This is a genomic window from Abyssibacter profundi (assembly GCF_003151135.1).
Classification (GTDB): Bacteria; Pseudomonadota; Gammaproteobacteria; order Nevskiales; family OUC007; genus Abyssibacter; species Abyssibacter profundi.
Window position 1 is genome coordinate 198,346 of the sequence record NZ_QEQK01000001.1, and the last position, 23,268, is coordinate 221,613.

The following is a 23,268-nucleotide window of genomic DNA, read 5'->3' on the forward strand; positions in this document are numbered from 1 at the left end:
GACTTGTGATCACTGTGGCAGACGTCACAACACCCGTGGCGTTTGCAGCAGAAACCCCGAGATCGCCTGAGTTTTCCTACACCGCCGACCGTGAAATCCTGGTAAACATGCTAGTCTTCACTGAACGACGATTACCCATGTCTTCGTCAGGACTTGGGCAGCCGGAGAGAACCCCCATGACGTCAGTTTTTCGCTCCCTACTTGTTCTTGTCGCAGCCGGCAGTTTCGTGGCGTGCAGTGGCGAGGTTCGTAGCCCGGATTTCACGCCGCAGCTGGACCGAATCACGGTCAGCCCGACTCCGCTGAGCATCGCCGAAGGCACGACGCGACAGCTCACGGCAACTGGCTTCTATACAACGCCACCTGCTGACGGAAACACCTTCACCCAGATCGACATTACCGGCCAGGTCAGCTGGTCCAGCGCCGACACCAGCTTCGTTGCAGTCAGCGCGGCCGGGCTTGTATCCGGTGAATCGGTGACCTCATCCGCCATTGATGTCACAGCGACACTGGACGGCAAGTCGGGCGTTGCCCGCGTGTCTGTTGTTGCGGGCGTGATCTCTTCGGTCACCGTTTACTCCACGGGCAATTGCACGGGCCCGACTGCCCGCTCCGAGATTTCTCAGGATGGCAGCGGTCAACTCAGTGCCGAAGCGCGTTTCGAGGACCCGACCACTGGCAACCCACTGCCAGCGCTGACGCAGTGCCTGCGCTCCGAGGTGAGCTGGGTGAGCGCTGACCCGTCCACCGTCTGTGTGGAAACCGAAGATTCGCCGACACTGTGCCCCGGCTTGGACACTGCCGGCCGCGACCCTGTCCCCGGCCGCATCTGGGGAGAAGCGTTTGACGACGAAGGGGTTGCCGTTACGGCCACGTTCACACAGAACAGCGGCGCTTCGGCTTCGGATTCCATTCCTGTCTTCGTGACCGATGCAGTCCTGCAGAGCATCTATCTCTGCCCGGATGTCGGTTCACCAACAGCCTGCCTAGCCGGCGCAAACACCTCGCGCGGCACCACCGTCCCGTTCAGAGTGTATGGACTATTTTCCGATGGCCTGTGCCGTGACGTCACCGGTCTAGCAGGCGAGCCGCCGTCATCGCTACGTGGCAACCCGGAAATCAACATCGCTCCGGCCAACGCCACAACGCTGATCACCGTCGGTGGGTACAAGCAGGCTTCGGGAGTCCCCGTCACCGTGGCACCAGCAACAGCCGACACGACGGCCGAAGCTGGCACGCCCATCTCCTTCGATGCCTCCCAAGCGGTTGATGCCGCCTTCTGTCAGGACCCGGGTAGCTTTGTTCCCGACAGCGCAGCCGAAGCTTCGGTCAACATCCAGGCAAGCGTACCGGGCCAGCCTAGCCTGAACTCACTCAGCACCGTGGCCGTGCTGCCGACGGAAGTCGCCGGGGTCTACACCTGTCCAGAAGATCGCCTGAGCGAGGGCCGCTGTGAGCGTTGCCCTGGCACGGCCGCCTCAGATGACCAGGCAACTCGCGACGCCTGCTATATCGGCGCGGCTGACACCCCAGTTCAGGTCGGCGAAGGCCTGCAACGCGACTTCCTCGCGTTTGGCATCATCTCCGACGGTAGCTTCCAGGACTTCACCGAGAATGAAGACCTTACTTGGCTCGTCCGCGCGGAAGAAGATCAACTCATCACCAACACCGCCGATCTGGCGAATATCGAAAACGGTGATGACGTCGATGGTGACGGCGACACAACCGAAGGCCGCCTCACCCTGACCGCCAACGCCACCGATGTGTGTGAAACGGCCGGTGTCTCACCCTGTGATGTCATCGTCGGCGCCCAGTATCAGGTCACGCAGGACATCATTTTTGCCGATGCGCTCACGGCGACCATCCTGGGTGTGCTGCCCACAAATATTGTCGTGACTTCAGAGCCTGAGGACGGCTGCATCGCCTCTGGCCTGGGAGACACGTTGCCCATTGGTATCCCCGGCGTGCTTGAGGCGACCACGGCGCAGCTCAGTGCTGCCGTCAGCATCACCCTGCTGGATGAGAACGATCAGCCAGTGCCCGGCAGCGAGTTCGTCGAGACGAACTTCCCGGTCAACTGGGACGATCCGATCGAAGGCACCTGGGACAATTCGAACGATGTTTGCGTTGAGGGCGGGTTCGGCTTCGGCTCTCCGGTCACCGTCAACAACGATGGCTTGGTCGAACCGCAGCCGTTGGTCACAGGTACGGCCTGCGTGACGGGATCGATTCGTGATGACATGGGCGCAATCATCGACCCGCCCGGTGACGACACGGACCCTCTAATCGACGGTGGCACCATCACGGTTGACACCCTGGCCGCACTGACTCTCGCCTGCCAGATTGGCGACGGCTTCGACTCGGATGAACCGAGCCCGTAAATGAGCGATCGCATCCTGGCCGGCGGCCTGCTCGCCGCCGGCCTGGTGATCGCTGCCTGCCTGCTGGCCCCAGCACTCGGCAAGATCGGACAGTCCGATCGCTACGTCGAGGTCAAGGGGCTTGCCGAGCGCGAGGTCCCCGCCAATCTGGCGATCTGGCCACTGGTCTATTCCGCCACCGGCAATGACCTGCCCCAGGTCCAGACCCTGCTCGAGCGAGACGCCGACCGCATACTCGCGTTTCTGGCTGACCAGGGTTTCGATGCCGAGGACATCACCCGCTCGGCGCCCCGCATCACAGACAAGCTTTCACAGCAATACGGGAACGGCGGCGCCGTCCGCGGGAGTCGCTACACCGCCGAGGCCACGGTGTTGCTGCGGACGAGCCAACTCGCAGCCCTGCGTCAGGCCCAGCAACAGGCGGGCGAGCTGGTCCGTGCCGGCGTGGTGTTAATGCATCAGTGGGGCGCGCAAACCCAGTTCCTGTTCACCGAACTCAACGCCATCAAACCGGACATGATCGCCGAGGCCACCCGCAACGGTCGCCAGGCCGCCGCCCGGTTCGCTGAGGATTCCGGGGCCAAGGTCGGTCGGCTACTACGCGCGCGCCAAGGCCTGTTCACCATTACCGACCGCGACGCGCACTCGCCGGAAATCAAGCATATTCGGGTGGTCTCCACGCTCGAGTATCAGCTCATCGATGACTGAAACCAGGCTGCAAGTGCAGCACATCCAGGCCATTAGCTTCGATTTTGATGACACACTCTGGCCCATCGAGCCCGTGATTCATCGGGCCGAACGCGTCCTGAAACAGTGGTTTGAAGCCCATGCGCCCGCCGTACTCGAACGGTATGACGACGCCGGCCTGCACGCGGTGCGTCAGCGGGTGGGCGAAGCCAACCCCGAGCTCATGCACGACATGACAGCGCTGCGGATCAAGATGATTCGTGTCCTGCTGGATTCGGTGGGTGAACCACCGGAGCGCGCCACCGAGGCCTTCGAGGTCTTTTATGAAGCCCGCAATACAGTCACATGCTACGAAGATGTCGCCACCGGGCTGGCGCGGCTGGCGGCGCGCTATCGTCTGATCGGGCTCACCAATGGGAATGGCCGCCCTGCACCCACCGGCGGCCTGGAACACCTGGAGCACACGGTGTACGCCCGTGAGGTCGGCTGCGCGAAACCGGACCCGCGCATCTTCGCGCACACCGCAGATTATCTGCAGCTTCCACCCGCCGCCATTCTTCACGTGGGCGACCACCCCGATGCCGATGTGCTGGGCGCTCGCGCTGCCGGGTTCCAGGCCACCTGGCTGAATCGCGGGCAAGGCGCCTGGCCGATCACTGCCCAGGCACCCGTTGCGGTGGGATGTCTGAACGAGCTGGCAGACCAGCTGGACGCCTGATGCGCGGTCGATGGCTGCTGGCGACCGGCCTGAGCTTGGTCCTGGGCATGGCGGCTGCGGCTGATCGCGCGCCGATGACCCAACCTGAGGTCGTGGCCACGTATCCACATGATCGGGATGCCTTCACCCAGGGCTTGGTCTTTCATGGCGAACAATTGCTGGAGAGCACCGGTCAGCGAGGCCGCTCGGAGCTGCGCTGGGTCGATCTGGCCTCCGGGCGTGTCGAACGCCGCATTCCGCTGTCCCCCCGGCTGTTTGGCGAAGGGCTTGCGATCACCGCTGATCACCGGCTGGTTCAGCTGACCTGGCAAGCAGGGCGTGCGCTGGTCTGGTCCCGCCACGGCCGGCTGCTGAACCAGTGGTCTTATCGCGGGGAGGGTTGGGGGCTGACCTTTGACGGGCAGGCGCTGATTCGCAGCGACGGCAGCGAGACGCTGACCTGGCACGAGACCGAGGACTTCACCCCGATTCGGCGCCTTCGTGTCACCGATGGTGGGCAACCCGTGCGCAGACTCAACGAGCTGGAATGGGTCCGGGGCCACCTGCTGGCCAACGTCTGGCAGACCCGTCGCATTGCCATCATCGCGCCGGAAAGCGGCCGGGTCGTCGAATGGCTGGACTTAAGCCATCTCGATGCCAACACCCCAGCCCATCCGGGCAGCACCCTGAATGGCATCGCGTGGCTGGAGACGCCCCAACGCCTGTTCGTCACCGGCAAGCGTTGGGGCACGCTTTATGAAATCGAAGTCCCGACCCGCCTGCGCCGCCCGGAGCGCGCGCCCCAAGGCATGCCCTAGCCGACAGCCTGTGCCGCCGCATGCAGCGCCTGCTGCAGATCAGCCTGCAGGTCGTCCACGGCCTCAATGCCGACGGACAGTCGCACCAATCCATCACCGATCCCCAGCTGCTCACGCTGGTCGGCAGGCACGCTGGCATGGGTCATGATGCCGGGATGCTCGATCAGGCTTTCGACACCGCCCAGGGACTCGGCCAGCTGGAACAGCGACGTGGCTTGGAGAAAGGCGCGTGCCGCCGGCAGGCCACCGGCGATCTCCACCGAAATCATGCCGCCGAATCCGCTCATTTGGCGTTTCGCAAGCGCATGCTGGGGATGTGACGCCAGCCCGGGGTAATGCACCGTGCGAACGCCAGCCTGCCGGGACAACCAATCCGCCAGGGTGCCCGCATTCTCGCAATGCCGCTGCATGCGCAGGGCCAAAGTCTTAATGCCCCGCAGCACGAGGTAGCTGTCGAAGGGCCCCGCCACCGCGCCGACCGCGTTCTGCACAAAACGTAGCCGGTCCTCCAGCTCGGCATCGTCGCCCACCACCACCACCCCCGACACCACATCGGAATGACCCGCGAGATACTTGGTTGCGGAGTGAAGCACCAGATCAAAGCCAACCGTCAGCGGCTGCTGAAGCATCGGCGTGGCGAAGGTGTTGTCGACACAACTCAGAATGCCCCGCTCGCGGGCCAGGGCGGCAATGGCCTCCAGGTCTGCCAGGCGCAACAGCGGGTTCGTGGGTGTTTCCACCCAGATCAACCCGGTCTCGGGGCGGATGGCTTCACGTAGCGCGTTCATATCACGCATGTCGACGTGGCTGATCTCCAACCCGGCAGACCGCTGGCGAACCGCATTGAACAGACGGTAGCTGCCACCGTAAAGGTCATCCGATGCCACGACATGGCTGCCGGCCGGCAATAGATCAAGCACCGAGGCCATCGCGGCCAACCCGGAGGCAAATCCGAAAGCTGCCCGGCCCTCTTCCAGGCTCGCAACAGCCCGTTCATAGGCATAGCGCGTCGGGTTGTGTGACCGGGAGTACTCGAACCCCTGATGCTCACCCGGCCCCGATTGCACGTAGGTCGAAGATTGAGAGATCGGCGGCATCACGGCGCCGGTCACCGGATCGGGGTGCTGGCCACCGTGTATGGCCCGTGTGGCCAGCGCCAGTGTGCGAAGTTTGTTCACGTCAGGTCCTATTGAATGCGGTGTCGCAGATAATTGAGCACGTCGATCTTGGTGATCAGGCCGACGAACTCACCCGCTTGCTCGACAATGGCCACGCGCCCGCGGTCGAACAGTGGCAGCAGCTCATCGAGCTCGGCATGCACGTCAACGGTCTCCAGTTCGGTGACCATCGCAGACGCGACCGCCGCTTCGAACCGGTTGGGATCCCGGTGCACCGCCATCAAAATGTCCGACTCGTCGATGATGCCAACCAGTCGATCGTCCTGCATGACAGGCAGTTGTGACACATCGTCCAACTTCATCCGGCGGTAGGCCTGGATGAGCGTATCGTCCTCACGGACCGTCACCGCGGATCCGTCGGCATAACGCCGCGCAATCAAGTCCAGCAGGTTGCCTGTTTGCTCACGTCCGAGCAGACCCTGGTCGAACATCCAGAAATCGTTGTACATCTTCGACAGGTATTTGTTTCCGCTGTCGCAGACGAAGGTCACCACGCGCTGTGGCCGGGTCTGCTCCCGGCAGTAGCGCAGTGCCCCCGCCAGCAGCGTCCCCGTCGAAGACCCGCCCAGCACGCCGCATTTGCGAAGTAGAGCCCGGGCCGTCTGCAGGCTTTCCGCGTCCGAAATGCTGTAGGCGGCGTGCACGGCGCTCAGGTCGCAAATCGGCGGGATAAAGTCTTCGCCAATACCTTCGATCAGCCAGCTACCGGCCTCTCCGTAGGCCCCCGTGCGTACATAGTCGACCAGCACCGATCCCTCGGGGTCGGCCAGCACCATGCGGGTGTCCGGGCTAACCTGGCGAAAGTACCGGGTCAGCCCGGTAATGGTGCCACCCGAGCCCACGCCGCAAACCACGGCATCGACATCACCGGCCATCTGCTCCCAGATCTCGGGGCCTGTCGTCGTCTCATGGGCATGGGGGTTGGCCGGATTGCCGAACTGATTGACGTAGAAACTGTTAGGCATCTCCGCCGCCAAGCGCTCGGCAATGTCCTGGTAATACTCGGGATGACCCTTGCCGACATCCGACCGAGTAATGCGCACATCTGCGCCCAGGGCCTTGAGGTGGAAGATCTTCTCCTGTGCCATCTTGTCGGGCACAACCAGCAGTAGCTTGTAACCCTTTTGCGCGGCGACCAGCGCGAGCCCCAGCCCGGTATTACCCGCTGTGGCTTCGATTAGCGTGCCTCCCGGCGCGATCAGGCCATCACGTTCCGCTGCAGCGACCAGCGACAAACCGATCCGGTCCTTGATCGACCCGGTCGGATTCTGATTTTCCAGTTTGACGAAGAGGCGGCAGGGACCCGTGTCAAAGCCCTGCACCTCCAGCATCGGCGTGCGACCAATCTGGTCCAGCACGGAGCGAGGTATGCTCATACTGTCTCCTTTTGTTGTGCGCGCAACCGGCACTCGGGGGCGGTGACCTCCGCCCGGACCCAGCGGTCGCGTCATGCCGCCTACACTAGGGAAAATCCACGCGAGGTGCACGACGCACCTTGACCCCTTGGGTTCGTCCGGGCTGACCCCGGACTGCTCCACGCATTTGGCCCATGATTCCGATCCGCGACGACAATCCCGCACGCCGCCCCCCGCTGCTGACCTGGCTGTTCATCGCCGTCTGCGTGGTGGTCTTCCTCTGGGAATGGTCGCTGGGCCCGGCCGTGCAGCAGGCGATCTTCGGATACGGCCTTATCCCGGCGCGGCTGCTCCAGGGCGCCGTGCTGCCGCCCGAGGTCGCCACAGTCCCCGCCTTGCTGACCGTCTTCACGTCGATGTTCCTGCACGGCGGATGGATGCACCTACTCGGCAACTTGTTGTATTTGTGGATCTTTTCCGACAACGTCGAAGACCGCATGGGCCACGGTCGATTTCTGCTGTTCTATCTGCTCTGCGGGGTGGCAGCCGCGCTGGCCCAGGCGCTGCCGGCACCGGGCTCCACCATTCCCATGGTCGGGGCCAGTGGTGCGATTTCCGGCGTGCTCGGCGCCTACCTGGTCTTGTTTCCTCAGGCCCGCGTCACCGTGGTGATTCCGCTGGGCTTTTATCTACACGTCACGCGGCTGCCCGCCGTGGCCGTACTCGGGCTGTGGTTTGCCATGCAGTTGCTCTCCGAGGCGCTGTCCGGCGGCACGGGCGGGGGCGTGGCCTTTCGTGCGCATATCGGTGGTTTCGTCGCGGGTCTCCTGCTCGTCTTCGCGTTCGTGCCGCGGCGGCCGGCCCGGTAAGCCCCCTTGCGCAGGGTGCTCAGGCCGGCGCCCGACATGGCAGACTCTCGGCCACGGCAGGCAGGGAGCAAACACTTGGAACCGGATCGATCCGTCTACGAAATGCTAATCGGAGAAGAAGACGCTCGCGTGTGCAAGGACGTCCCGGACGCTGCCTGCAAACACCTGCCACGCAACTTTCTCATCCACGTGATCGCGCTCTCGGCGACCAAGACCGGGGATCACCTGGGGAGCGCCAAACTGGTGCTGGTGTGGGTACTCGGCGCGGTCGGTGCGCCGGCTTTCATGGCCGGCCTAACGGTCCCTATCCGCGAATCACTGGCGCTGATCCCACAGTTGTTCGTCGCCGCCTGGATTCGCAGCCACGCCATTCGCAAATGGTTCTGGGTGGGAGGCAGCGCCGTCCAGGGCGCCTGCATGGTGGCCATGGCGGGCGTCGCGCTGATGCTGCAGGGCGCGACCGCGGGCTGGGCCCTGCTCGGTCTGCTGGTCATTTTCAGCCTGGCTCGCGGCGTCTGTTCTGTCGCGATCAAGGATGTCCAGGGAAAGACCGTCTCGCGTCGGACCCGGGGCAAGGCGTCAGGCTATGCCTCATCCGCTGCCGGGGGCGCGGCGTTGGTCATCGGTGCATCCGGGCTGCTATCCGGCGGAGAACATCTGGGCTATCTGGCCGCACTGCTGCTGGGCGCCGGTGGACTCTGGCTGGGCGCGGCCCTGGCGTATGGGTTGGTCATCGAGGAACGCGGTCAGACGGCGGGCGGTGGCAATGCCGGGCAGGAAGCCTTCCGCCAGCTCGGGCTGCTGCGCAGTGATGCTCAGTTCCGCCAGTTCGTCATCACCCGTGCCCTGTTTCTGTCCACGGCATTTGCCGCCCCGTTCATGGTCGTCACCGCCCGGGAGACCGGCGGCACGGATTTCAGAGACCTGGGGGGTCTGCTGCTTGCCGTGGGCGCGGCCAATCTGCTCGGAGGCCCGGTGTGGGGGCATCAGTCGGACATCTCCAGCCGGCGTGTGCTGATCCGCGCGGGCTGGATCGCCGGCGCCGCCTGCGTGGGCTTGTTCGCGGCCGTGCACATCGGCTGGCAGCACAGCCTGTTGTTCGCCGGTTTCTACTTCGTGCTGGCGCTGGCACACAGTGGCGTCCGCCTGGGCCGCAGTACCTATTTAATCGACATGGCCACGCAGGAGAGCCGAGCGGCCTATACCGCCGTGAGCAACACGCTGATCGGACTGCTCCTGCTGGCTGGCGGTTCGCTGAGCCTGTTGGAGCCCTGGTTGGGCGCGAGCGGTATGGTGCTGATGTTCGGCACGGGCTCCATCATTGCCTCGATCGTCGCGGTGCGACTTCCGGAAATCGAAGACTAGACCGGCTTGGCAACACCCCAATAGTTGTAGGTCAGGACCCTCGGGCCGGGCAGATACATCTGATCCAGCTGCTCGATACTGAACTTCGCTGCATCCAGTAACTCGGGAATGCGGCGATCCAGGTGACAGCCCCCGGCCATCGGTCGCCAGAGGGGGTTGAGACGACGTTGCCAACGTGACACGCCGCGATCAGGTGCCTGCCCATGCTCGCAGAACAGGAGCTGACCCTCGGGCTTGAGCACCCGTCTCATTTCGATCAGGGCAGCCACCGGGTCAGGGATCGTGCACAGCGTGTAGGTGCAGACCACGGTGTCGAAGCTGTGGTCGGGTTCTGGAATGGATTCGGCGGACAGCGGCACGAGGGTGACATCCAGACCGGCCTCACGCATACGCTTTCGGGCCAGCCGGTGCATCGCCACCGAAGGATCCAACCCATGCAGGCTCCGTATCCGGTGGCGCTGGTAATGCTCGAGGTTCAGCCCCGTGCCGATGCCGATTTCAAGCACCCGCCCATGCGCTTGGGGCACCACTTTCTGCCGCTGTCGGCGGATTGCTTTGATCCCGCAGGCCCCATCCAGCAGGTAGGGAAGTATCCAGCGCTCGTACATGATCGGACCGGGCCCCAGGCGTCAGTGAGGAGGACAGCGTAGCGCAGGCGCTCTGCCCACGGATTCACGCGGCGCGGAATCCTCTCGACGCCAGGGACGCGCCGCGGCTCAGGACCACTGCACGGCGGCGGCCAGGGATTGCACAAGGGCTTCGATCGCCGGGTCAGACTGCTGACCCAGCACCGCAACCGTTGCACCCTGCGCCGATAACAGCTCGCCCTCCCAGCCCTGCATGCGCACCAGCATGGACTGTGTGGCGACACCGGGAATGACATAGACCACCAATCGTTGGCCGGCGCGCTCGATCACGGCATGCAATGCGCCGCGGCCCTCCAACACGCAATAGCCCGCGCGGGTAATCCCGTCGGGCACAGCGGCGATCTGCCCGCCCAGACGGCGCAGCACACGCTCGAAATCCTGGGCGGCCGCCGGGTCTGGCGTCAGTTCATGGGCCGCGTCGTACACCGTATGCGCAACCATTGAATTCATCCATTCACTGGCCGACACGGTACTCGATGGAGACCACCCCACCACGACCCAGGCCAGGAGCAGCGATGCGGCCAGCGCCGCACCGCCGCCCCAGGGCAGCAGGCGGCGCCGCATTGGCTGCGGGCCGGCCATCTTCAAGCGGTCATTCAACCCCTCGGGCACCGGCACCCGGGCCACTTCGGCCACCCGCCGATCCAACCGTCGGATCTGTGCCGCTTCGCGAGCACAGCGACGGCATTGGCTGACATGATCGGCAATGGGTTCCGGCAACCGGGCGGGGTCGGTTAGTAAAGCGCGGCGCGCATCGAAACAGTTCATGCCTGCTCCTCCTGGCGCGATGACGAGGCATCGGCCTGCAACAGCCGCTGCCGGGCGCGGTATACGCGGTTGCCTACAGCGGCCGGGGTGGTGTCCATAATTTCTGCGATTTCTTTGAGGGTGTAGCCGTAGCCGGCCTGCAGCAGCAAGGCCTCCCGATCGGCGACAGACAAAGCCGCCATGCGCGCCTGGATTTCGTCGGCGGCGGCGATGTCGTCGCTGGGCAGTGCGGGGAGATACTCCATCTCGTCCACATCCACCGTCGTCGGTTGAAACCGCTCGAACCGACGCAGGTGCTCGCGCCGAACAGTCGTGATCAACCAGGCCCGTGCCGCCTTCACGTCCTGCAATTTGTCAAACGCCCTCCACGCCCGCAGCAGCGTGTCCTGAACCAGGTCTTCGGCCGTATGGGCGTCACGACAAAGCCAGTACGCATAGCGATAAAGGTCTTGCGCATAGGCGTCGACCAGGGCGGCGAACTCTCGGCGAGAACGACTCATGACAACGGCTGCGGGCGTCGTTGCCGCGAGCATGGCGGAAGAACGGTCGGCATCGTAGCGGCTCCGTCGAATGGCGATGACACAGTAGACCCATTGCGGGGCCGTGTTTTGTCAGGTGTCGCGGTCAAACCGTAATTTACATTACCGCACCGCATCTTCGATGAGCGTTGCACCCGGCAATCGACTGCAACAGAATGAGATGAAATGTAGCAGCGAAAGCGCATCTGTTAGCGAGGAGACACCAGTAATGAAACTTACCCATGAGCATAAGGAACTGCACCGAACCGTCGTCAAGTTCGTGGAGGACGAGCTTAACCCCCACATTGAGGAATGGGAGGCCGCCGGTATCTGGCCAGCCCATGATGTCCTGAAGCGGATGGGTGACCTGGGGCTGCTCGGGGTGAACAAGCCCACCGAATATGGCGGCATGGGCCTGGATTATTCCTACGAGCTCATGTTCGCGATGGCGCTGGGACGATGCCACTGCGGCTCCCTGCCCATGGCCATTGGCGTCCAAACCGACATGGCCACACCGGCCCTGGCTCGCTTCGGTTCGGATGAACTGCGTAACGAGTACCTAGCCCCCGCCATCGCCGGCGAGCAAGTGGTCTCCATCGCCGTCTCCGAGGCCGGCGCAGGTTCCGATGTGGCCAGCATCAAAACCACCGCCACCAAGGATGGCGGCGACTATGTCATCAACGGCTCCAAAATGTGGATTACCAACGGCACGCAGTCGGACTGGGCCTGCATGCTGGTCAACACCGGTGAGGGCAAGGCGCATAAGAACAAGTCGCTGGTCGTCGTGCCGCTGGATGCCAAGGGCGTGGACCGACAGACCAAGCTGGACAAGCTGGGCATGCGCTCCTCAGACACCGCCATGATCTTCCTCGACAATGTTCGTGTCCCTCAGCGCAACCTGATCGGCCAGGAAGGCATGGGCTTCATGTATCAGATGCTGCAGTTCCAGGAAGAACGCCTGTTTGGGGCCGCCACGGCGATCGAGGGTCTGGAGAACAACCTCGACGAAACCATCGAGTACGCCCGTAGCCGCAAGGCATTCGGGCAATCCGTGCTCGATAACCAGTACGTTCACTTTCGCCTGGCCGAGCTCAAGACCGAGATCGAAAGCCTCAAGGCACTGACCATGCAGGCCACCGAGGATTACATCAATGGTCGGGACGCCTCGATGCTGGCTTCCATGTGCAAGCTCAAGGCGGGCCGGGTGTCGCGCGAGGTCACCGACGCCTGCCTGCAATTCTGGGGAGGACAGGGCTTTATGTGGGAGAACCGCATTGCCCGCGCCTACCGGGATTCACGCCTGGTCTCCATCGGAGGCGGCGCCGATGAAATCATGCTGGGCATTATCTGCAAGCTCATGGGCACCCTGCCCAGCCGCAAGCCGACATCAACCAAGCCTGCGGACCAGGCCGCCTGACACCGATTGCATAACGAACAAGGGCGGCCGAGGCCGCCCTTGTTCGTACCGGACCAGCTGTCAAAGCCCCGGCAACAACCAACCGGTGCGACGCTTATACGCTGCCCATTCCGGATAACGCGACATGGACGCCTCCTTGAGCACCATGTTCACGGCAAAGATTCCGATCCAAATCCACGCGAGGATGACGACCGGCAGCCAGTGCCAGACCAGCAGGGCGTAGCTCCCGTAAATCATCATCTCGCCGAGATAGTTGGGATGGCGTATGTAGCGAAACATGCCGGTGGTAATCAGACCGCGCTGCACCCGCAGGGTGTAGAACTTCTGTGCATCCGCCGACAGCATGATGGCAATGCCCAGCGTGTGCAGGGCAATGCACAGGGCAAACCAAGCATGGTCAGGCAACGGATACACCGGCTGGCTGACACCCGAGATCAGCAGCCACGCGATCAGCCAATAAAGGCCCAAACCGCCGACGATGGACATGGCCGCACCGCCGAAAGTCACTCGGGCCTGCCAGTTCGGATCGGGAAACGTCACATCCTTGAGAATCCAGCAAAGGCCGTAGGTGCCATGTAAGGCCAGATAAACCCAGGCAGCCGGCGAGCTGTTGCCATACCAGAGCATCAGCAAGCCGACGAACAGGCAGGTCCCACCCTTTTGCGCGTTAATCACCCAGGCGAACTTCAAGGGGCGCGGTCCGCCAAGAAAATCTCGCGTCATGTAATCGGTGACTTGGCGCATTCGCCGCGCCAGGCCTGGAGCGGCCTTGGCGCTATCGATGGTCTGGCTCATCGGGTCTTTCCTCCCTCACGGCCGCAGCGGCCTCCGGATCCGCGTCCCCATCTGTCGCGGGGCTAGTCGCAAACGCAAAAATGTCGGCGCAGGCCGTGTAGTTGCTGATCATGAGCACCGGAAGCAGCACGATCAGACCAAGCCCCAGCGGGATGGTCGCAACGAGCAGCAAACCCAACACCACCGCGCCATAAACTAGCAGCGCTCGCCAGTTGCGCAATGCCGCCTCAAACGAACGCTCGACCGATTCCCAAGGCTTGCAGCCTGCAATGGCCACCAGCGGTGTCGCCAACCAGAACGCCATGACCATGCCCGCCGTGAAGACGGCGCTGACCACAGCCAACAAGATCCAGCTGCCCAGGGTGACATCAGAGAACAGCTCCGGGCTCTCGAACGCCTGCAATCCGACTGTCAGCAGGGCGACGACCGCTAGCACGGTCAGCCCGATAATGGTCGCCAGCAACTGCAGCAAACCCAGCAGGACCAGCGGACCCAGCTGGCGCCGAAACCCAGCAAACAAATGGCCGAGATCGACACGACCACCGCCGGCCTGGCGGTGTGCGCCCAACATCAATCCTCCCATCAGCACGGGACTGAGCAGGCTGGTGAGTAGATCGCCCAGCGGGATCAGGCCAATGCCCAATACGACCAGAAACAGGAGCACCACCAGCACCAACCAGGTCACAACCTGTCGGGTAAACATGCGCCATGCGTCGCGTATCCAGGCCCATCCGGCGCCGGCCGGACGGATGTGGCGCTCCAGCGCCTCGTCGATGAGAGATTGATTCATGGCGACATGATAGCGCGCGTGCTTCAGCTCGCTGATGGCTGTGCGTCACGCTCGCCGGCCACACAGCCTGGAATCGGCTGTTGTCGAACGACCAGCAATTCGAACCGCGGATCGAAACGACTACGGTGCTGCGCCCCCAGCGTGTAGACCTGACAGGCCTGCAACTGCAACGTGACGCGCTTGGGCCCCTGGCGCAGCGTGCGTGCATCCAACCGCGAGCGCACAAGCAGGCGGTACTCGCCCGCCGGCAAGCGCGGCTGCTGCGATACGGCTGCCCGACCTTCGATGGCATCAATCACGATGCCGGCAACCAATGGGTCCACCGGTACCGGGTCGGCCGGCACGGTCAGCAGCGCACGCGGGGCGCCGGCACAGCCGGCCACACCGAGCAGTGCCACGCTGACCAGGCCAGAAACGAAAACCCCGGCGACTCTTGCGAGTCGCCGGGGCCGATGCGCGAAGGCTGGGCTCAGAAGGCCACCTTCATACGCAGGTAGGGCTCACGGCTATCCGGCGGCTCATACAGCGTGGCCGGGAAGCTGTTGGAGAACGCCTGGTACGACACGGGCGGCTGCTCGTTGAACAGGTTGCGCACACCCAGCGTCAGCTCACCCTGGTTGAAGAACGGGGGCGTCCAGGTGAACTGGATGTCGTGGTAGAACACGTCTTCCAGCTTGTGCAGCGAACCGTCGACATCGTCGTCCTGATCGGTGTTCAGGTCTTCGTCATTGCGGTCACAAAGGCCGAAGTCCTGCACCGGCGGGCTCAGCCCGTCGTTGCACTGCTCCCAGGTCCCCTGGATGAAGCGGGTGCTCCAGCTAAAGCCATACGGGCCCATATCCCAGGTCAGCTCGGCATTGATCTTCAGCTTCGGCAGCGGCGTGTCACCCAGGTTCAGGCCCTTGAGCTCAAAGCCCGTGAAGCTGCCATCGGAGTTCGGGACAAACTGCTCGTAGCTGATCAGATACTGCGAGTCAGCCGACAGCACGAAGCGTCCGGGCACGTCCAGCCCCACGCCGCTGAGCCAGTCGTTCACCGGCAAAACGTAGTCGAAGGCCACGTCGATACCGCGCGTTTCCAGCTTGGCGAAGTTAAAGGAGCGCGCCTGGATGGTCCGGATGGAACCGGCGCCACCATCGTTACGATCCACGAAGTCACAGACGGCCGGACGACCGGAACTGCGATCAGCCGTGTAGCAGAGATCCAGAATCAGCTGCGGGCTCAGGAATCCGATGAAGTTGTCCAGCTTGATATCGAAGTAGTCCAGGTAGATGTTGAACTCGGGAATCGCGCTGGGGCTGAACACGAAGCCGGCGGTGAAGGTATCAGCCGTCTCGGGTTCCAGATTCTGGTTACCACCGAACTGGGTCAAGATCTGCGAGCTCGGCTGGGTCACCCCGCCATCCACGCCTTCCGCGTCACAGTTCTCGTCGGTGGTCGAACCTTCCGACCGCCCCACACACGGATCGGTAACCGACGGATAGCTGTCGGTAGCGGCCAGGAACAAATCCGTGATCGACGGTGCGCGGAACGACTGGGAACCGGTTGCACGCACCAACAGGTCCGAGAACGGCTGCCAGCGAATACCCACCTTGCCGCTGAGATCCGGGTCATACGAATCGAAGTTCGTGTAACGCGCGGCCAGGTTCAGGTCCAGGGACTCCACGAAGTCAATGCCGGCGAACATGGGGATGTCCAGCTCAACAAAGGCTTCACGACCGCTGATCGAGCCCTTGGTCGAGCGCCGCAGGTTGGTGCTGCTCAGCCCCTGCTCGACCAGTGCGTCCGGCTGGTCCTCGAACTTTTCGTTACGGATTTCGAAGCCCAGTGCCATGCCAATCGGTGCCGGCAGGTACTCAGCGGAATTCGGGAAATCGAACGATAGGTTGCCGTACAGATCACGCACCTGCGATTCGGCACTGCTGGCGGCGTTGTAGGAGACGTAGTCCAGCTGCTCCTGGGTGATCGACCCCGGGCCGCCGAAGATATCCAGCGGCACACAGTCCGGGTCGGCGGTCTCGTTGGCCACGATGGTTCCGTCCTGCACGCGCGGATCGCCACCGCAGAACTCGGCCGGCCCCAGGGCGCGCTTGACGTTTTCCATGTTCAGGTCGCCGGTGTGACGGTTGGTCGTCACCGAAGTCCCGAAGGAGTAGCCCAGTTCCCAGGAGAAGAAGCGGCCCAGCGCATCAAACGTACCGTTGATGTTCGGACGCAGGTAAATCGTCTCGGTGTCGCGGGTCAGCGTCCGCGGCCCCAGTTCCTGGAAGCGGCGGCCGACAATGCCAAGACCGATGAGGCCGTCTTCACCCGAGTTGCCGATGTCCTGATCGAAGGGGTTGTACAACTGGTCGTCGGCGACATAGACCTGATCAAAGGGCGGGAACAGCAGGTTGCCGAAGATCAGCGGCGTCTCTGCCAGCTCACGCTCGGTACGGCTCTTGTTGTAGAGCACCTGCCCGCTGAAGTTGATCAAATCGCTGAAACGGTGATTGATCTGGGTGAACACCGAGGTTTGCTCGAACGGCGTGAGCAGATAGTTAATCGGCGCGAAGTTGTAGGGGTCTTCGAAGGTATCGAACGGCTTGTAGCGCGCCGCAACCTCTGCCGTGGTTTCCCCCGGATTCACGGTCTCGCCCCGTTGCAGAATAATGTTGCAAAGGGTCAGACCCGACGCCTGGTTGGGGATCGTCAAACCCGGATCAAAACCGAGTTCGTCCTCAACCGTGCCATTGACGACACCCGCACCCAGGTCCTGACAGTTATCAGAATTTGCGGCATTCAGGATGTTCTGGTTCGCCTGGTTCGGCACGAACAACACGGTGCCACGCGGGGTGAAGATACTGCCCCGGGTGATACCGGTCCCGAACAGAGGGACGGAGGAGCGCTCACGGTCACCGGCAAACAATGCATTTTGCCGCGTGAAGCTAAAGTTGGTGAACATCGAGGTGTTCGAACTGACGGTGCCGAAGGACAGGTTGTGCTGCTGCTGCAACCCGTCTTCCGCATTGTAGGCACCGAACTGCGTCGAGGCCTGCACGCCGGTCACGTCCTTGCGGGTGATGAAGTTGATCACGCCAGCGATGGCGTCGGAGCCGTAAATCGCCGATGCACCGTCCTTCAGGATTTCGATGCGCTCGATGATGGCCGTCGGAATTGTGTTGAGATCGACCGCGCCGGTGCCGGCAAAGCTCGTGCCGTTAATCCAACGATGGCCGTCCACCAGCACCAGCGTGCGGTTGGACCCCAGGTTGCGCAGATCCACCTCGGTGGTCCCCGTGCCGCCGTTGTTGAACGTGCGGTTCAGCGCGGAACCGGCCATCGGCACTTCCTGCAGCAGGTCACCGATGTTCACCAGACCGGTGCGCTCGATGTCCTCCCGCGTCAGCACGACGACGGGCTGCGCAGACTCGAAATCCACACGGCGAATACGCGAGCCGGTGACCTCGAAAGTCTGGAGTTCGACCTGATCCTCTTCCTCAGGTGCGTCAGCGCGCTCGCCAACCTGTGCCCACGCCGGTGTGCAAATCATTGCAGCACACAGCACCCCACCGAGGCCCACGGGCCTCCCAAACAGTTTTTCGTACATAGCTCAATCCCCGGATGGCCAAGAGGCTCGCGCCAACGCTTCAACGCGCGACGCGGCGATGGTTCCATCCCCCCGCGATGATAGTTGTGGAATTATTTCCCACGAAGATTAGCCGGGCATCGATCAATGCGTCAACGCCGCCCGTCGCCGATTGTCCGCCCCGCCCTTCTGCGCTAGCGTCTCTGGCTTTCCGACCAAAGTGCCGCGCGCATGAAACTCCACTGGCAAATCCTGATCGCCCTGATCGCTGCGGCGATTGTCGGCTCACTTGTTCCTGCTGAAGGCTGGTGGATTGATGCCTTCGACCTGATCGGCACCTTCTTCCTCAATGCATTGAAGATGCTGATCGTGCCCCTGATCGTGTCGTCCATCATCGTGGGCGTTATGGGGCTGCCGGGCGAGCGTGAGCTGGGGCGACTGGGGGGCAAGACACTCGCGTATTACGTCGTCACCAGCCTCTGCGCGATTTTGATCGGACTGTTCTTTGTGAACCTGCTCTCGCCCGGTGAGATCGACGGCCAACCGGCTGGCGACCGACTCGGGCTGGATGCCAGCACCGGACAGGTGCTGGAGCGCATCGAAGGCAGCGGCACTGGCGACGTCATCGGCATTGTTCTGCGCCTGGTCCCACCAAATATCGTCAATGCGGCCGCGGCAGGCCAGATGCTCGGGCTAATCGCCTTTTCTATCTTGTTTGGCTTCCTGGCCGCACGCCTGCAAGGACAGCCGGGCGAAGTGCTCAAAGATTTCTGGGAAGGCGTGTATCAGGTCATGCTGCAGATGACGCACCTGGTCATGCGGATCGCCCCACTGGGCGTGTTCGGCCTGGTGGCCGAAGTCGTCGCACAAACCGGCTTTGATGCCATCCGGCCGCTGTTTGTCTTTTTCATGACCGTTGTGCTGGCGCTGGCCGCGCATTTGCTGCTGACCATGCCGGTCATGCTGGCGCTGGTGGCACGCGTGAACCCGTTCAAGCACTACGCGGCCATGTCGCCTGCTCTACTCACGGCGTTTTCCACCAGCTCGTCGTCGGCCACCCTGCCGGTCACCTTGGATTGCGTGGAAAACCGCGCCGGTGTCTCAAACAAGACCAGCAGTTTCGTGCTGCCGCTGGGTGCCACGGTCAACATGGACGGCACCGCGCTCTACGAGTGTGTCGCCGCCATGTTCATAGCCCAGGCCTACGGGCTGGACCTCACCCTGGGGACGCAGTTCGTCATCGTGCTCACCGCCTTGTTGACGTCCATCGGGGTGGCAGGGATTCCCTCGGCCAGCCTGGTCGCCATCGGCGTCATTCTGACCGCCATCGGACTGCCCCTAGAAGGCGTCGGACTCATCCTCGCCGTCGACCGCGTCCTGGATATGTGCCGAACAGCGGTGAACGTCTTTTCGGACTCCACCGGCGCCGTGGTGATCGCGCGAAGCGAAGGCGAGCAGACTCGGCTAGGGAAACACTGACCCGTTCGCGCCACCAAGACCGAGCCGATTTTCCCGCGAGCCCAGGCGGAGTGAGTGCCGCTTGGTCATTCCAAGTCAGCGAACGACACGAATGCGTCGGGAACGTATTCGGACGGCCGCAGGCCGGCCCGAAGGGCGAAGCGCATGGACGCGCTTCGCAACGCAGGATCGCGGGAAAACCGGCCCGTTCCGTCAGGATTGCGCCTGCAAACCGGCCAGACTGCGTTAGTCGGCGCATCCATGCGCCTCCCCCGGTGGGCCCGCCTTCGGCGGTTTCAATTCGCTCCCGGCGAATGGGTGCTCGTCGTTCATTTGGAATGACCAAACTTCGCTCCTCGCGCCTTGCCTGGCCTGTTTGCAGTCAGCAACTTGGCGCCGCGAACGGGTCAGTGTTTCCCTAATCGGCGGCGCGGCGCTGCTGCAGGGTCGGCGGCCGCCCGACGGGGAGCAGCAGGCCGGCCAAACCGAACACGACGGTCACCAGCAGGACCAACAGGTGCAGGTCAACCGCGGCGGCCAGCATCGCGTCCGGGCCCGCCCCCCAGAGGGCGGCCACCCCCACCAGGGCGCCTTCATAAGTCCCGGCGCCTGCGACACCATGCACCGGCAACACGAATGACAGTTCACCCGCCACGGTGGCAGCGGCAGCGGCCTGCAGGGGTAGCTCGACCATGAGCATCAACACGGCCGCCAGCGCGAGAAACTTGCTGTACCACGACAACACGGTCCATGCATAAAGCCTGCGCCATTGGATGGGGGCTTTGGCCAGCATGTCGCCCACCCAGGCCAACACCCAGCCACGACGCGGGAACCGCTCTCCAAAACGCCGCAGCAACCAGAATCCGGCCGGCACCATGGCCAGCCACGCGATCTGACCCAGCAAGGCCGCCGCCCAACCGTACCGCCCCAACATCACGCCCAGCAGGCCAGCACCGAACAGACAGTGGAGATCGAACAGCCTGAGCCACACCAACGTCGGGAAGCTGTCCCGTAATCGCAGGCCAAAGTAGCGGGACATGAGCCAGGGAAAGGCGGCTTCTCCCGCCCGTGCGGGCAGCAGACTGTTGGCGGTGACGTGGATGCAGGACAAGCGCAGCACTGCCGTGAACTGACCTGCCGTAACCGGCAGCGTGGCCAATTGCATACGCGCAGCGCGAGCCCCATACGAAACCGCCATCAGCAACACGAAGGCCAGATGTACCCACAGCGGCAGCGCCAATGCACGCTGCATCGCCTGGTCCCAACCGACCCGCTGCTGGAACACGACAAGCAATGCCAGCAGCAGAGCAAGGCCGATGATTCCGGATAGCGTGCGTTTCACTGGCGCCTCGTTAGCCCGACCGGGTGCGGTCGCTTCCCATGAAGACAAATGCCCTGCCCCAAACAAACAACGGGCCCCGAAGGGCCCGCTGCATCCATCACAGAACTCCGTAGCGGTCAGGCCACTTTAGCGGGCTGCTCCTCGGAGACAGTCTCTGCGTCGGCTTCCGGATGAAATGCCGTGCCGGCCAGATACTCCTTGGTGAAGGCGTCGGTCATGATCGCCTCGTAGCGAAGCCGATCATACTCGCCCACCTGATCGGCCTCAGCCTGGGTCAGCACACCCTGCTCCACCGCCTGCACCAGACGATCTTCCAGCGTCAGGGCCGTCAGCTCGCCCTTGGACAAGGCCTTGTAGTACTTGTTGTACAGCGGCTCGACCTGGATCAACTTGTCGAAGGCAACTTCCATCAGCCCCACGGGATCATTGGCATCCTTGGGCAGGTAGCAGATCTCGGACAAGCGATCACGCAACTCAGTGGGCTCCATCATCATGTCAGCGATCGCACCGGTCAGCGCATCGGACACGGGACGGTAGCTACGCCCGAACGGGAAGACCATGCGGCGCATCGCCGAACCGACAAAGCCGATGGGGAAGTTCGAGAAGAACTCATCGAAGGCTTCGTAAATGGCGTTCAGCGAATCGTCGAGGCACCAGCGCACATGCGGCAAATCTTCCTCGCGACGCCCTTCATCCTCGTAGTACTTCAGCACGGCAGAGGCCATGTACAGATGACTGAGCACGTCACCCAGGCGGGCCGACAGGCGCTCCTTGCGCTTGAGCTCACCACCGAGGATGCCCATGGTCACATCGGACACGAAGGCCAGTGACGTCGACATCCGTTCCAGCTGCTTGTAGTACTTGGCCGTCGGACCGTCCACGGGTGCCTTGGCCAGCGCACCGCCGGTCAGGCCCAGGGTCAGGGCGCGAACACCGCGGTTCATCGAAAAGCCGATGTGGCCCCACAGCAGTTTGTCGAACTCGGCAAGATTGTCCTCACGCGCGGCTTCCATTTCGGGGAAGACATACGGATGACAACGGATGGCGCCCTGACCGAAGATCATCAGGCTGCGGGTCAGGATGTTGGCACCTTCCACCGTTATCGCCACCGGCACCGACTGGTAGGCCGAAGACAGATAATTGCGCGGGCCCACCATGATGCCGCGGCCACCATGCACGTCCATGGCATCGGTGAGCGACTGACGCATCATCTCGGTCATGTGGTACTTGGCAATGGCCGTCACCACCGACGGAGCGCAATTGTCGACCGCGCTCGCCGTCAGGGTTCGCACGGCTTCCAGGCGGTAGTTCAGCCCGGCGATCCGGCCCGTGGCTTCCTGCACACCTTCGAACTTGCCAACCGACAGCTTGAACTGCCGGCGAATGCGCGAATACGCACCCGTCAGGCGATAGGCCATCTTGCCGCCGGCGGCAGACAGCGCCGGCAAAGAAATGCCGCGTCCGGCGGACAGGCATTCGACCAGCATGCGCCAGCCACCACCGGCCTTTTCGACGCCACCGATGATCCAGTCGATCGGTACGAAGACGTCTTCGCCGGTAATCGGTCCGTTCATGAACGCGCCCGACGGATAGTGGCGACGGCCGATTTCCACGCCTGGCGTCGAGGCCGGGATCAGCGCACAGGTAATGCCGTAATCGGTCTTATCGGGATCGCCTAGCAGGCCCTCGGGATCCTGCAGCTTAAAGGCCAAGCCGATGACGGAGGCCACCGGTGCCAGCGTGATGTAGCGCTTGTTAAACGTCAGGCGCATGCCGACCACTTCCTGGCCTTCCCACTCGCCCTTGCAGACCACACCGACATCTGGGATGGCGGTGGCATCCGAGCCGACTTCAACCCCCGTCAGGCCGAAGCAGGGAATTTCCGTACCGTCCGCCAGCTTGGGCAGCCACTGCTCCTTCTGCGCGTCGGTGCCGTAATGCGTCAGCAACTCACCGGGGCCGAGCGAGTTCGGCACCATGACCGTTACGGCCGCGGTGATGGACTTGGTCGCGATCTTGGTCACAACACAGGACTGCGCATAGGCGGAGAAGCCGAGGCCACCCCATTCCTTGGTAATCAGCATCGAGAAGAATTTCTTCTGACGCATGAAGTCCCAGACCTCCGGTGCGAGGTCACGGTCCTCGTAAACGGTCTTGTAGTCGTCGATCATGCGGCACAGTTCAACGGTCTCGTTATCGAGAAACGCCTGCTCCTCAGCCGTCAACTGCGTGCGCTTGAAGCTCTTGAGCATGTTCCAGTCCGGGCGACCGCGAAACATCTCGCCTTCCCACCAGACATCGCCGGCCTCCAGTGCTTCGCGCTCGGTGGACGTCATGGGCGGCAGCACCGCCTTGAAACCGGCAAAAATCGGCTTGGTCACCAGGCGGCGAATCGGACGCAGGTTCAGGGCGATGGCGAACACGGCAAACAGCCCGCCCGTCACGGCGAAAGCCGTGGGGCCCATCAGACCCAGGCCGTAGAGCGCCACGATGTAGGCGCCGATGGCGGCGGATGTCACCAGTAACGGCGCGCCGATGTAGGCCAGTGCCCACAAGCCGCCAACGGCGACAAGAATTGCAAGTAATGTCGTCATGACATGACCTCCGATGTAGTA

19 protein-coding genes are annotated in these 23,268 nt (G+C 63.1%); 8 read left to right on the forward strand and 11 right to left on the reverse strand.

Features of this window, described 5'->3' with window-relative positions:
- Positions 1-176: 176 nt before the first annotated feature.
- Genes DEH80_RS00910 through DEH80_RS00925 form a run of 4 tightly spaced genes read left to right on the forward strand, consistent with a single transcriptional unit; the run spans position 177 to position 4,583 of the window.
- Positions 177-2,381 carry an Ig-like domain-containing protein gene (locus DEH80_RS00910; RefSeq protein ID WP_165831211.1) on the forward strand — a complete coding sequence of 735 codons (2,205 nt, stop codon included), beginning with the start codon at positions 177-179 and terminating at the stop codon, positions 2,379-2,381.
- A complete protein-coding gene (locus DEH80_RS00915) occupies positions 2,382-3,089 on the forward strand; it encodes an SIMPL domain-containing protein (RefSeq protein ID WP_109718588.1) in 708 nt (235 codons plus the stop codon). It begins immediately after the preceding gene.
- A complete protein-coding gene (locus DEH80_RS00920) occupies positions 3,082-3,786 on the forward strand; it encodes an HAD family hydrolase (RefSeq protein ID WP_109718589.1) in 705 nt (234 codons plus the stop codon). The genes DEH80_RS00915 and DEH80_RS00920 overlap by 8 nt, the downstream gene beginning before the upstream one ends.
- Positions 3,786-4,583: a glutaminyl-peptide cyclotransferase gene (locus DEH80_RS00925; RefSeq protein WP_165831212.1), complete on the forward strand. Its 798-nt coding sequence runs from the start codon at positions 3,786-3,788 to the stop codon at positions 4,581-4,583. Before DEH80_RS00920 ends, DEH80_RS00925 begins: the two co-directional genes overlap by 1 nt.
- On the opposite strand, the gene DEH80_RS00930 is transcribed toward DEH80_RS00925, so the two are convergent.
- Complete coding sequence (locus tag DEH80_RS00930; RefSeq protein WP_243412719.1) at positions 4,580-5,761, reverse strand: cystathionine gamma-synthase; 1,182 nt, start codon at positions 5,759-5,761, stop codon at positions 4,580-4,582. The two genes, DEH80_RS00925 and DEH80_RS00930, sit on opposite strands and share 4 nt — an antisense overlap.
- An 8-nt stretch (positions 5,762-5,769) precedes the next feature.
- Complete coding sequence (locus DEH80_RS00935; RefSeq protein WP_109718592.1) at positions 5,770-7,137, reverse strand: pyridoxal-phosphate dependent enzyme; 1,368 nt, start codon at positions 7,135-7,137, stop codon at positions 5,770-5,772.
- A 173-nt stretch (positions 7,138-7,310) separates the two neighbouring features.
- On the opposite strand from DEH80_RS00935, the gene DEH80_RS00940 reads away from it, so the two are divergent.
- Both DEH80_RS00940 and DEH80_RS00945 read left to right on the forward strand, forming a co-directional pair.
- The gene (locus DEH80_RS00940) at positions 7,311-7,985 is read left to right on the forward strand and encodes a rhomboid family intramembrane serine protease (RefSeq protein ID WP_109718593.1); all 675 of its coding nucleotides are present in this window, start codon (positions 7,311-7,313) and stop codon (positions 7,983-7,985) included.
- A gap of 75 nt (positions 7,986-8,060) precedes the next feature.
- A complete protein-coding gene (locus DEH80_RS00945; RefSeq protein WP_207774366.1) occupies positions 8,061-9,350 on the forward strand; it encodes an MFS transporter in 1,290 nt (429 codons plus the stop codon).
- On the opposite strand, the gene DEH80_RS00950 is transcribed toward DEH80_RS00945, so the two are convergent.
- From DEH80_RS00950 to DEH80_RS00960, 3 genes are all read right to left on the reverse strand, one after another.
- On the reverse strand, positions 9,347-9,958 hold the full coding sequence (locus DEH80_RS00950; RefSeq protein ID WP_109718595.1) for a class I SAM-dependent methyltransferase: 612 nt from the start codon (positions 9,956-9,958) through the stop codon (positions 9,347-9,349). The genes DEH80_RS00945 and DEH80_RS00950 overlap by 4 nt on opposite strands.
- A gap of 108 nt (positions 9,959-10,066) precedes the next feature.
- Positions 10,067-10,765, reverse strand: a complete 699-nt coding sequence (locus DEH80_RS00955; RefSeq protein WP_109718596.1) for a DUF3379 family protein — start codon at positions 10,763-10,765, stop codon at positions 10,067-10,069.
- Positions 10,762-11,265: a sigma-70 family RNA polymerase sigma factor gene (locus tag DEH80_RS00960; RefSeq protein ID WP_165831213.1), complete on the reverse strand. Its 504-nt coding sequence runs from the start codon at positions 11,263-11,265 to the stop codon at positions 10,762-10,764. Before DEH80_RS00960 ends, DEH80_RS00955 begins: the two co-directional genes overlap by 4 nt.
- A 247-nt stretch (positions 11,266-11,512) precedes the next feature.
- On the opposite strand from DEH80_RS00960, the gene DEH80_RS00965 reads away from it, so the two are divergent.
- Positions 11,513-12,700, forward strand: coding sequence for an acyl-CoA dehydrogenase family protein (locus DEH80_RS00965; protein WP_109718598.1), 1,188 nt, complete (start codon positions 11,513-11,515; stop codon positions 12,698-12,700).
- Between the two features lie 60 nt (positions 12,701-12,760).
- Here DEH80_RS00965 and DEH80_RS00970 read toward each other — a convergent pair whose 3' ends face one another.
- The 4 genes from DEH80_RS00970 to DEH80_RS00985 form a co-directional block, all read right to left on the reverse strand.
- Entirely contained in the window at positions 12,761-13,495 is a 735-nt protein-coding gene (locus tag DEH80_RS00970) for a methyltransferase family protein (protein WP_207774368.1), read from the reverse strand.
- Positions 13,476-14,285 carry a BPSS1780 family membrane protein gene (locus DEH80_RS00975; RefSeq protein ID WP_109718599.1) on the reverse strand — a complete coding sequence of 270 codons (810 nt, stop codon included), beginning with the start codon at positions 14,283-14,285 and terminating at the stop codon, positions 13,476-13,478. Before DEH80_RS00975 ends, DEH80_RS00970 begins: the two co-directional genes overlap by 20 nt.
- A gap of 23 nt (positions 14,286-14,308) precedes the next feature.
- Positions 14,309-14,683, reverse strand: a complete 375-nt coding sequence (locus DEH80_RS00980; protein WP_109718600.1) for a hypothetical protein — start codon at positions 14,681-14,683, stop codon at positions 14,309-14,311.
- 71 nt (positions 14,684-14,754) lie between these two features.
- Entirely contained in the window at positions 14,755-17,874 is a 3,120-nt protein-coding gene (locus tag DEH80_RS00985; protein WP_109718601.1) for a TonB-dependent receptor plug domain-containing protein, read from the reverse strand.
- Positions 17,875-18,084: 210 nt separating this feature from the next.
- On the opposite strand from DEH80_RS00985, the gene DEH80_RS00990 reads away from it, so the two are divergent.
- Entirely contained in the window at positions 18,085-19,332 is a 1,248-nt protein-coding gene (locus DEH80_RS00990; protein WP_109718602.1) for a dicarboxylate/amino acid:cation symporter, read from the forward strand.
- Positions 19,333-19,729: 397 nt separating this feature from the next.
- Here the strand turns inward: DEH80_RS00990 and DEH80_RS00995 are convergent, their stop codons facing one another.
- A complete protein-coding gene (locus DEH80_RS00995) occupies positions 19,730-20,653 on the reverse strand; it encodes a lysylphosphatidylglycerol synthase transmembrane domain-containing protein (RefSeq protein ID WP_165831214.1) in 924 nt (307 codons plus the stop codon).
- Between the two features lie 116 nt (positions 20,654-20,769).
- Positions 20,770-23,247, reverse strand: a complete 2,478-nt coding sequence (locus DEH80_RS01000; RefSeq protein WP_109718604.1) for an acyl-CoA dehydrogenase — start codon at positions 23,245-23,247, stop codon at positions 20,770-20,772.
- Between the last annotated feature and the right edge of the window lie 21 nt (positions 23,248-23,268).

Bases quoted from the DNA above. Each gene is read 5' to 3' on its own strand.
- DEH80_RS00940 (WP_109718593.1), top strand. From the start codon at position 7,311: ATGATTCCGATCCGCGACGACAATCCCGCACGCCGCCCCCCGCTGCTG.
- DEH80_RS00965 (WP_109718598.1), top strand. From the start codon at position 11,513: ATGAAACTTACCCATGAGCATAAGGAACTGCACCGAACCGTCGTCAAG.
- DEH80_RS00955 (WP_109718596.1), bottom strand. From the start codon at position 10,765: ATGAACTGTTTCGATGCGCGCCGCGCTTTACTAACCGACCCCGCCCGG.
- DEH80_RS00970 (WP_207774368.1), bottom strand. From the start codon at position 13,495: ATGAGCCAGACCATCGATAGCGCCAAGGCCGCTCCAGGCCTGGCGCGG.
- DEH80_RS00950 (WP_109718595.1), bottom strand. From the start codon at position 9,958: ATGTACGAGCGCTGGATACTTCCCTACCTGCTGGATGGGGCCTGCGGG.
- DEH80_RS00915 (WP_109718588.1), top strand. From the start codon at position 2,382: ATGAGCGATCGCATCCTGGCCGGCGGCCTGCTCGCCGCCGGCCTGGTG.
- DEH80_RS00920 (WP_109718589.1), top strand. From the start codon at position 3,082: ATGACTGAAACCAGGCTGCAAGTGCAGCACATCCAGGCCATTAGCTTC.
- DEH80_RS00910 (WP_165831211.1), top strand. From the start codon at position 177: ATGACGTCAGTTTTTCGCTCCCTACTTGTTCTTGTCGCAGCCGGCAGT.
- DEH80_RS00960 (WP_165831213.1), bottom strand. From the start codon at position 11,265: ATGAGTCGTTCTCGCCGAGAGTTCGCCGCCCTGGTCGACGCCTATGCG.
- DEH80_RS01000 (WP_109718604.1), bottom strand. From the start codon at position 23,247: ATGACGACATTACTTGCAATTCTTGTCGCCGTTGGCGGCTTGTGGGCA.
- DEH80_RS00935 (WP_109718592.1), bottom strand. From the start codon at position 7,137: ATGAGCATACCTCGCTCCGTGCTGGACCAGATTGGTCGCACGCCGATG.
- DEH80_RS00985 (WP_109718601.1), bottom strand. From the start codon at position 17,874: ATGTACGAAAAACTGTTTGGGAGGCCCGTGGGCCTCGGTGGGGTGCTG.
- DEH80_RS00925 (WP_165831212.1), top strand. From the start codon at position 3,786: ATGCGCGGTCGATGGCTGCTGGCGACCGGCCTGAGCTTGGTCCTGGGC.
- DEH80_RS00990 (WP_109718602.1), top strand. From the start codon at position 18,085: ATGAAACTCCACTGGCAAATCCTGATCGCCCTGATCGCTGCGGCGATT.
- DEH80_RS00975 (WP_109718599.1), bottom strand. From the start codon at position 14,285: ATGAATCAATCTCTCATCGACGAGGCGCTGGAGCGCCACATCCGTCCG.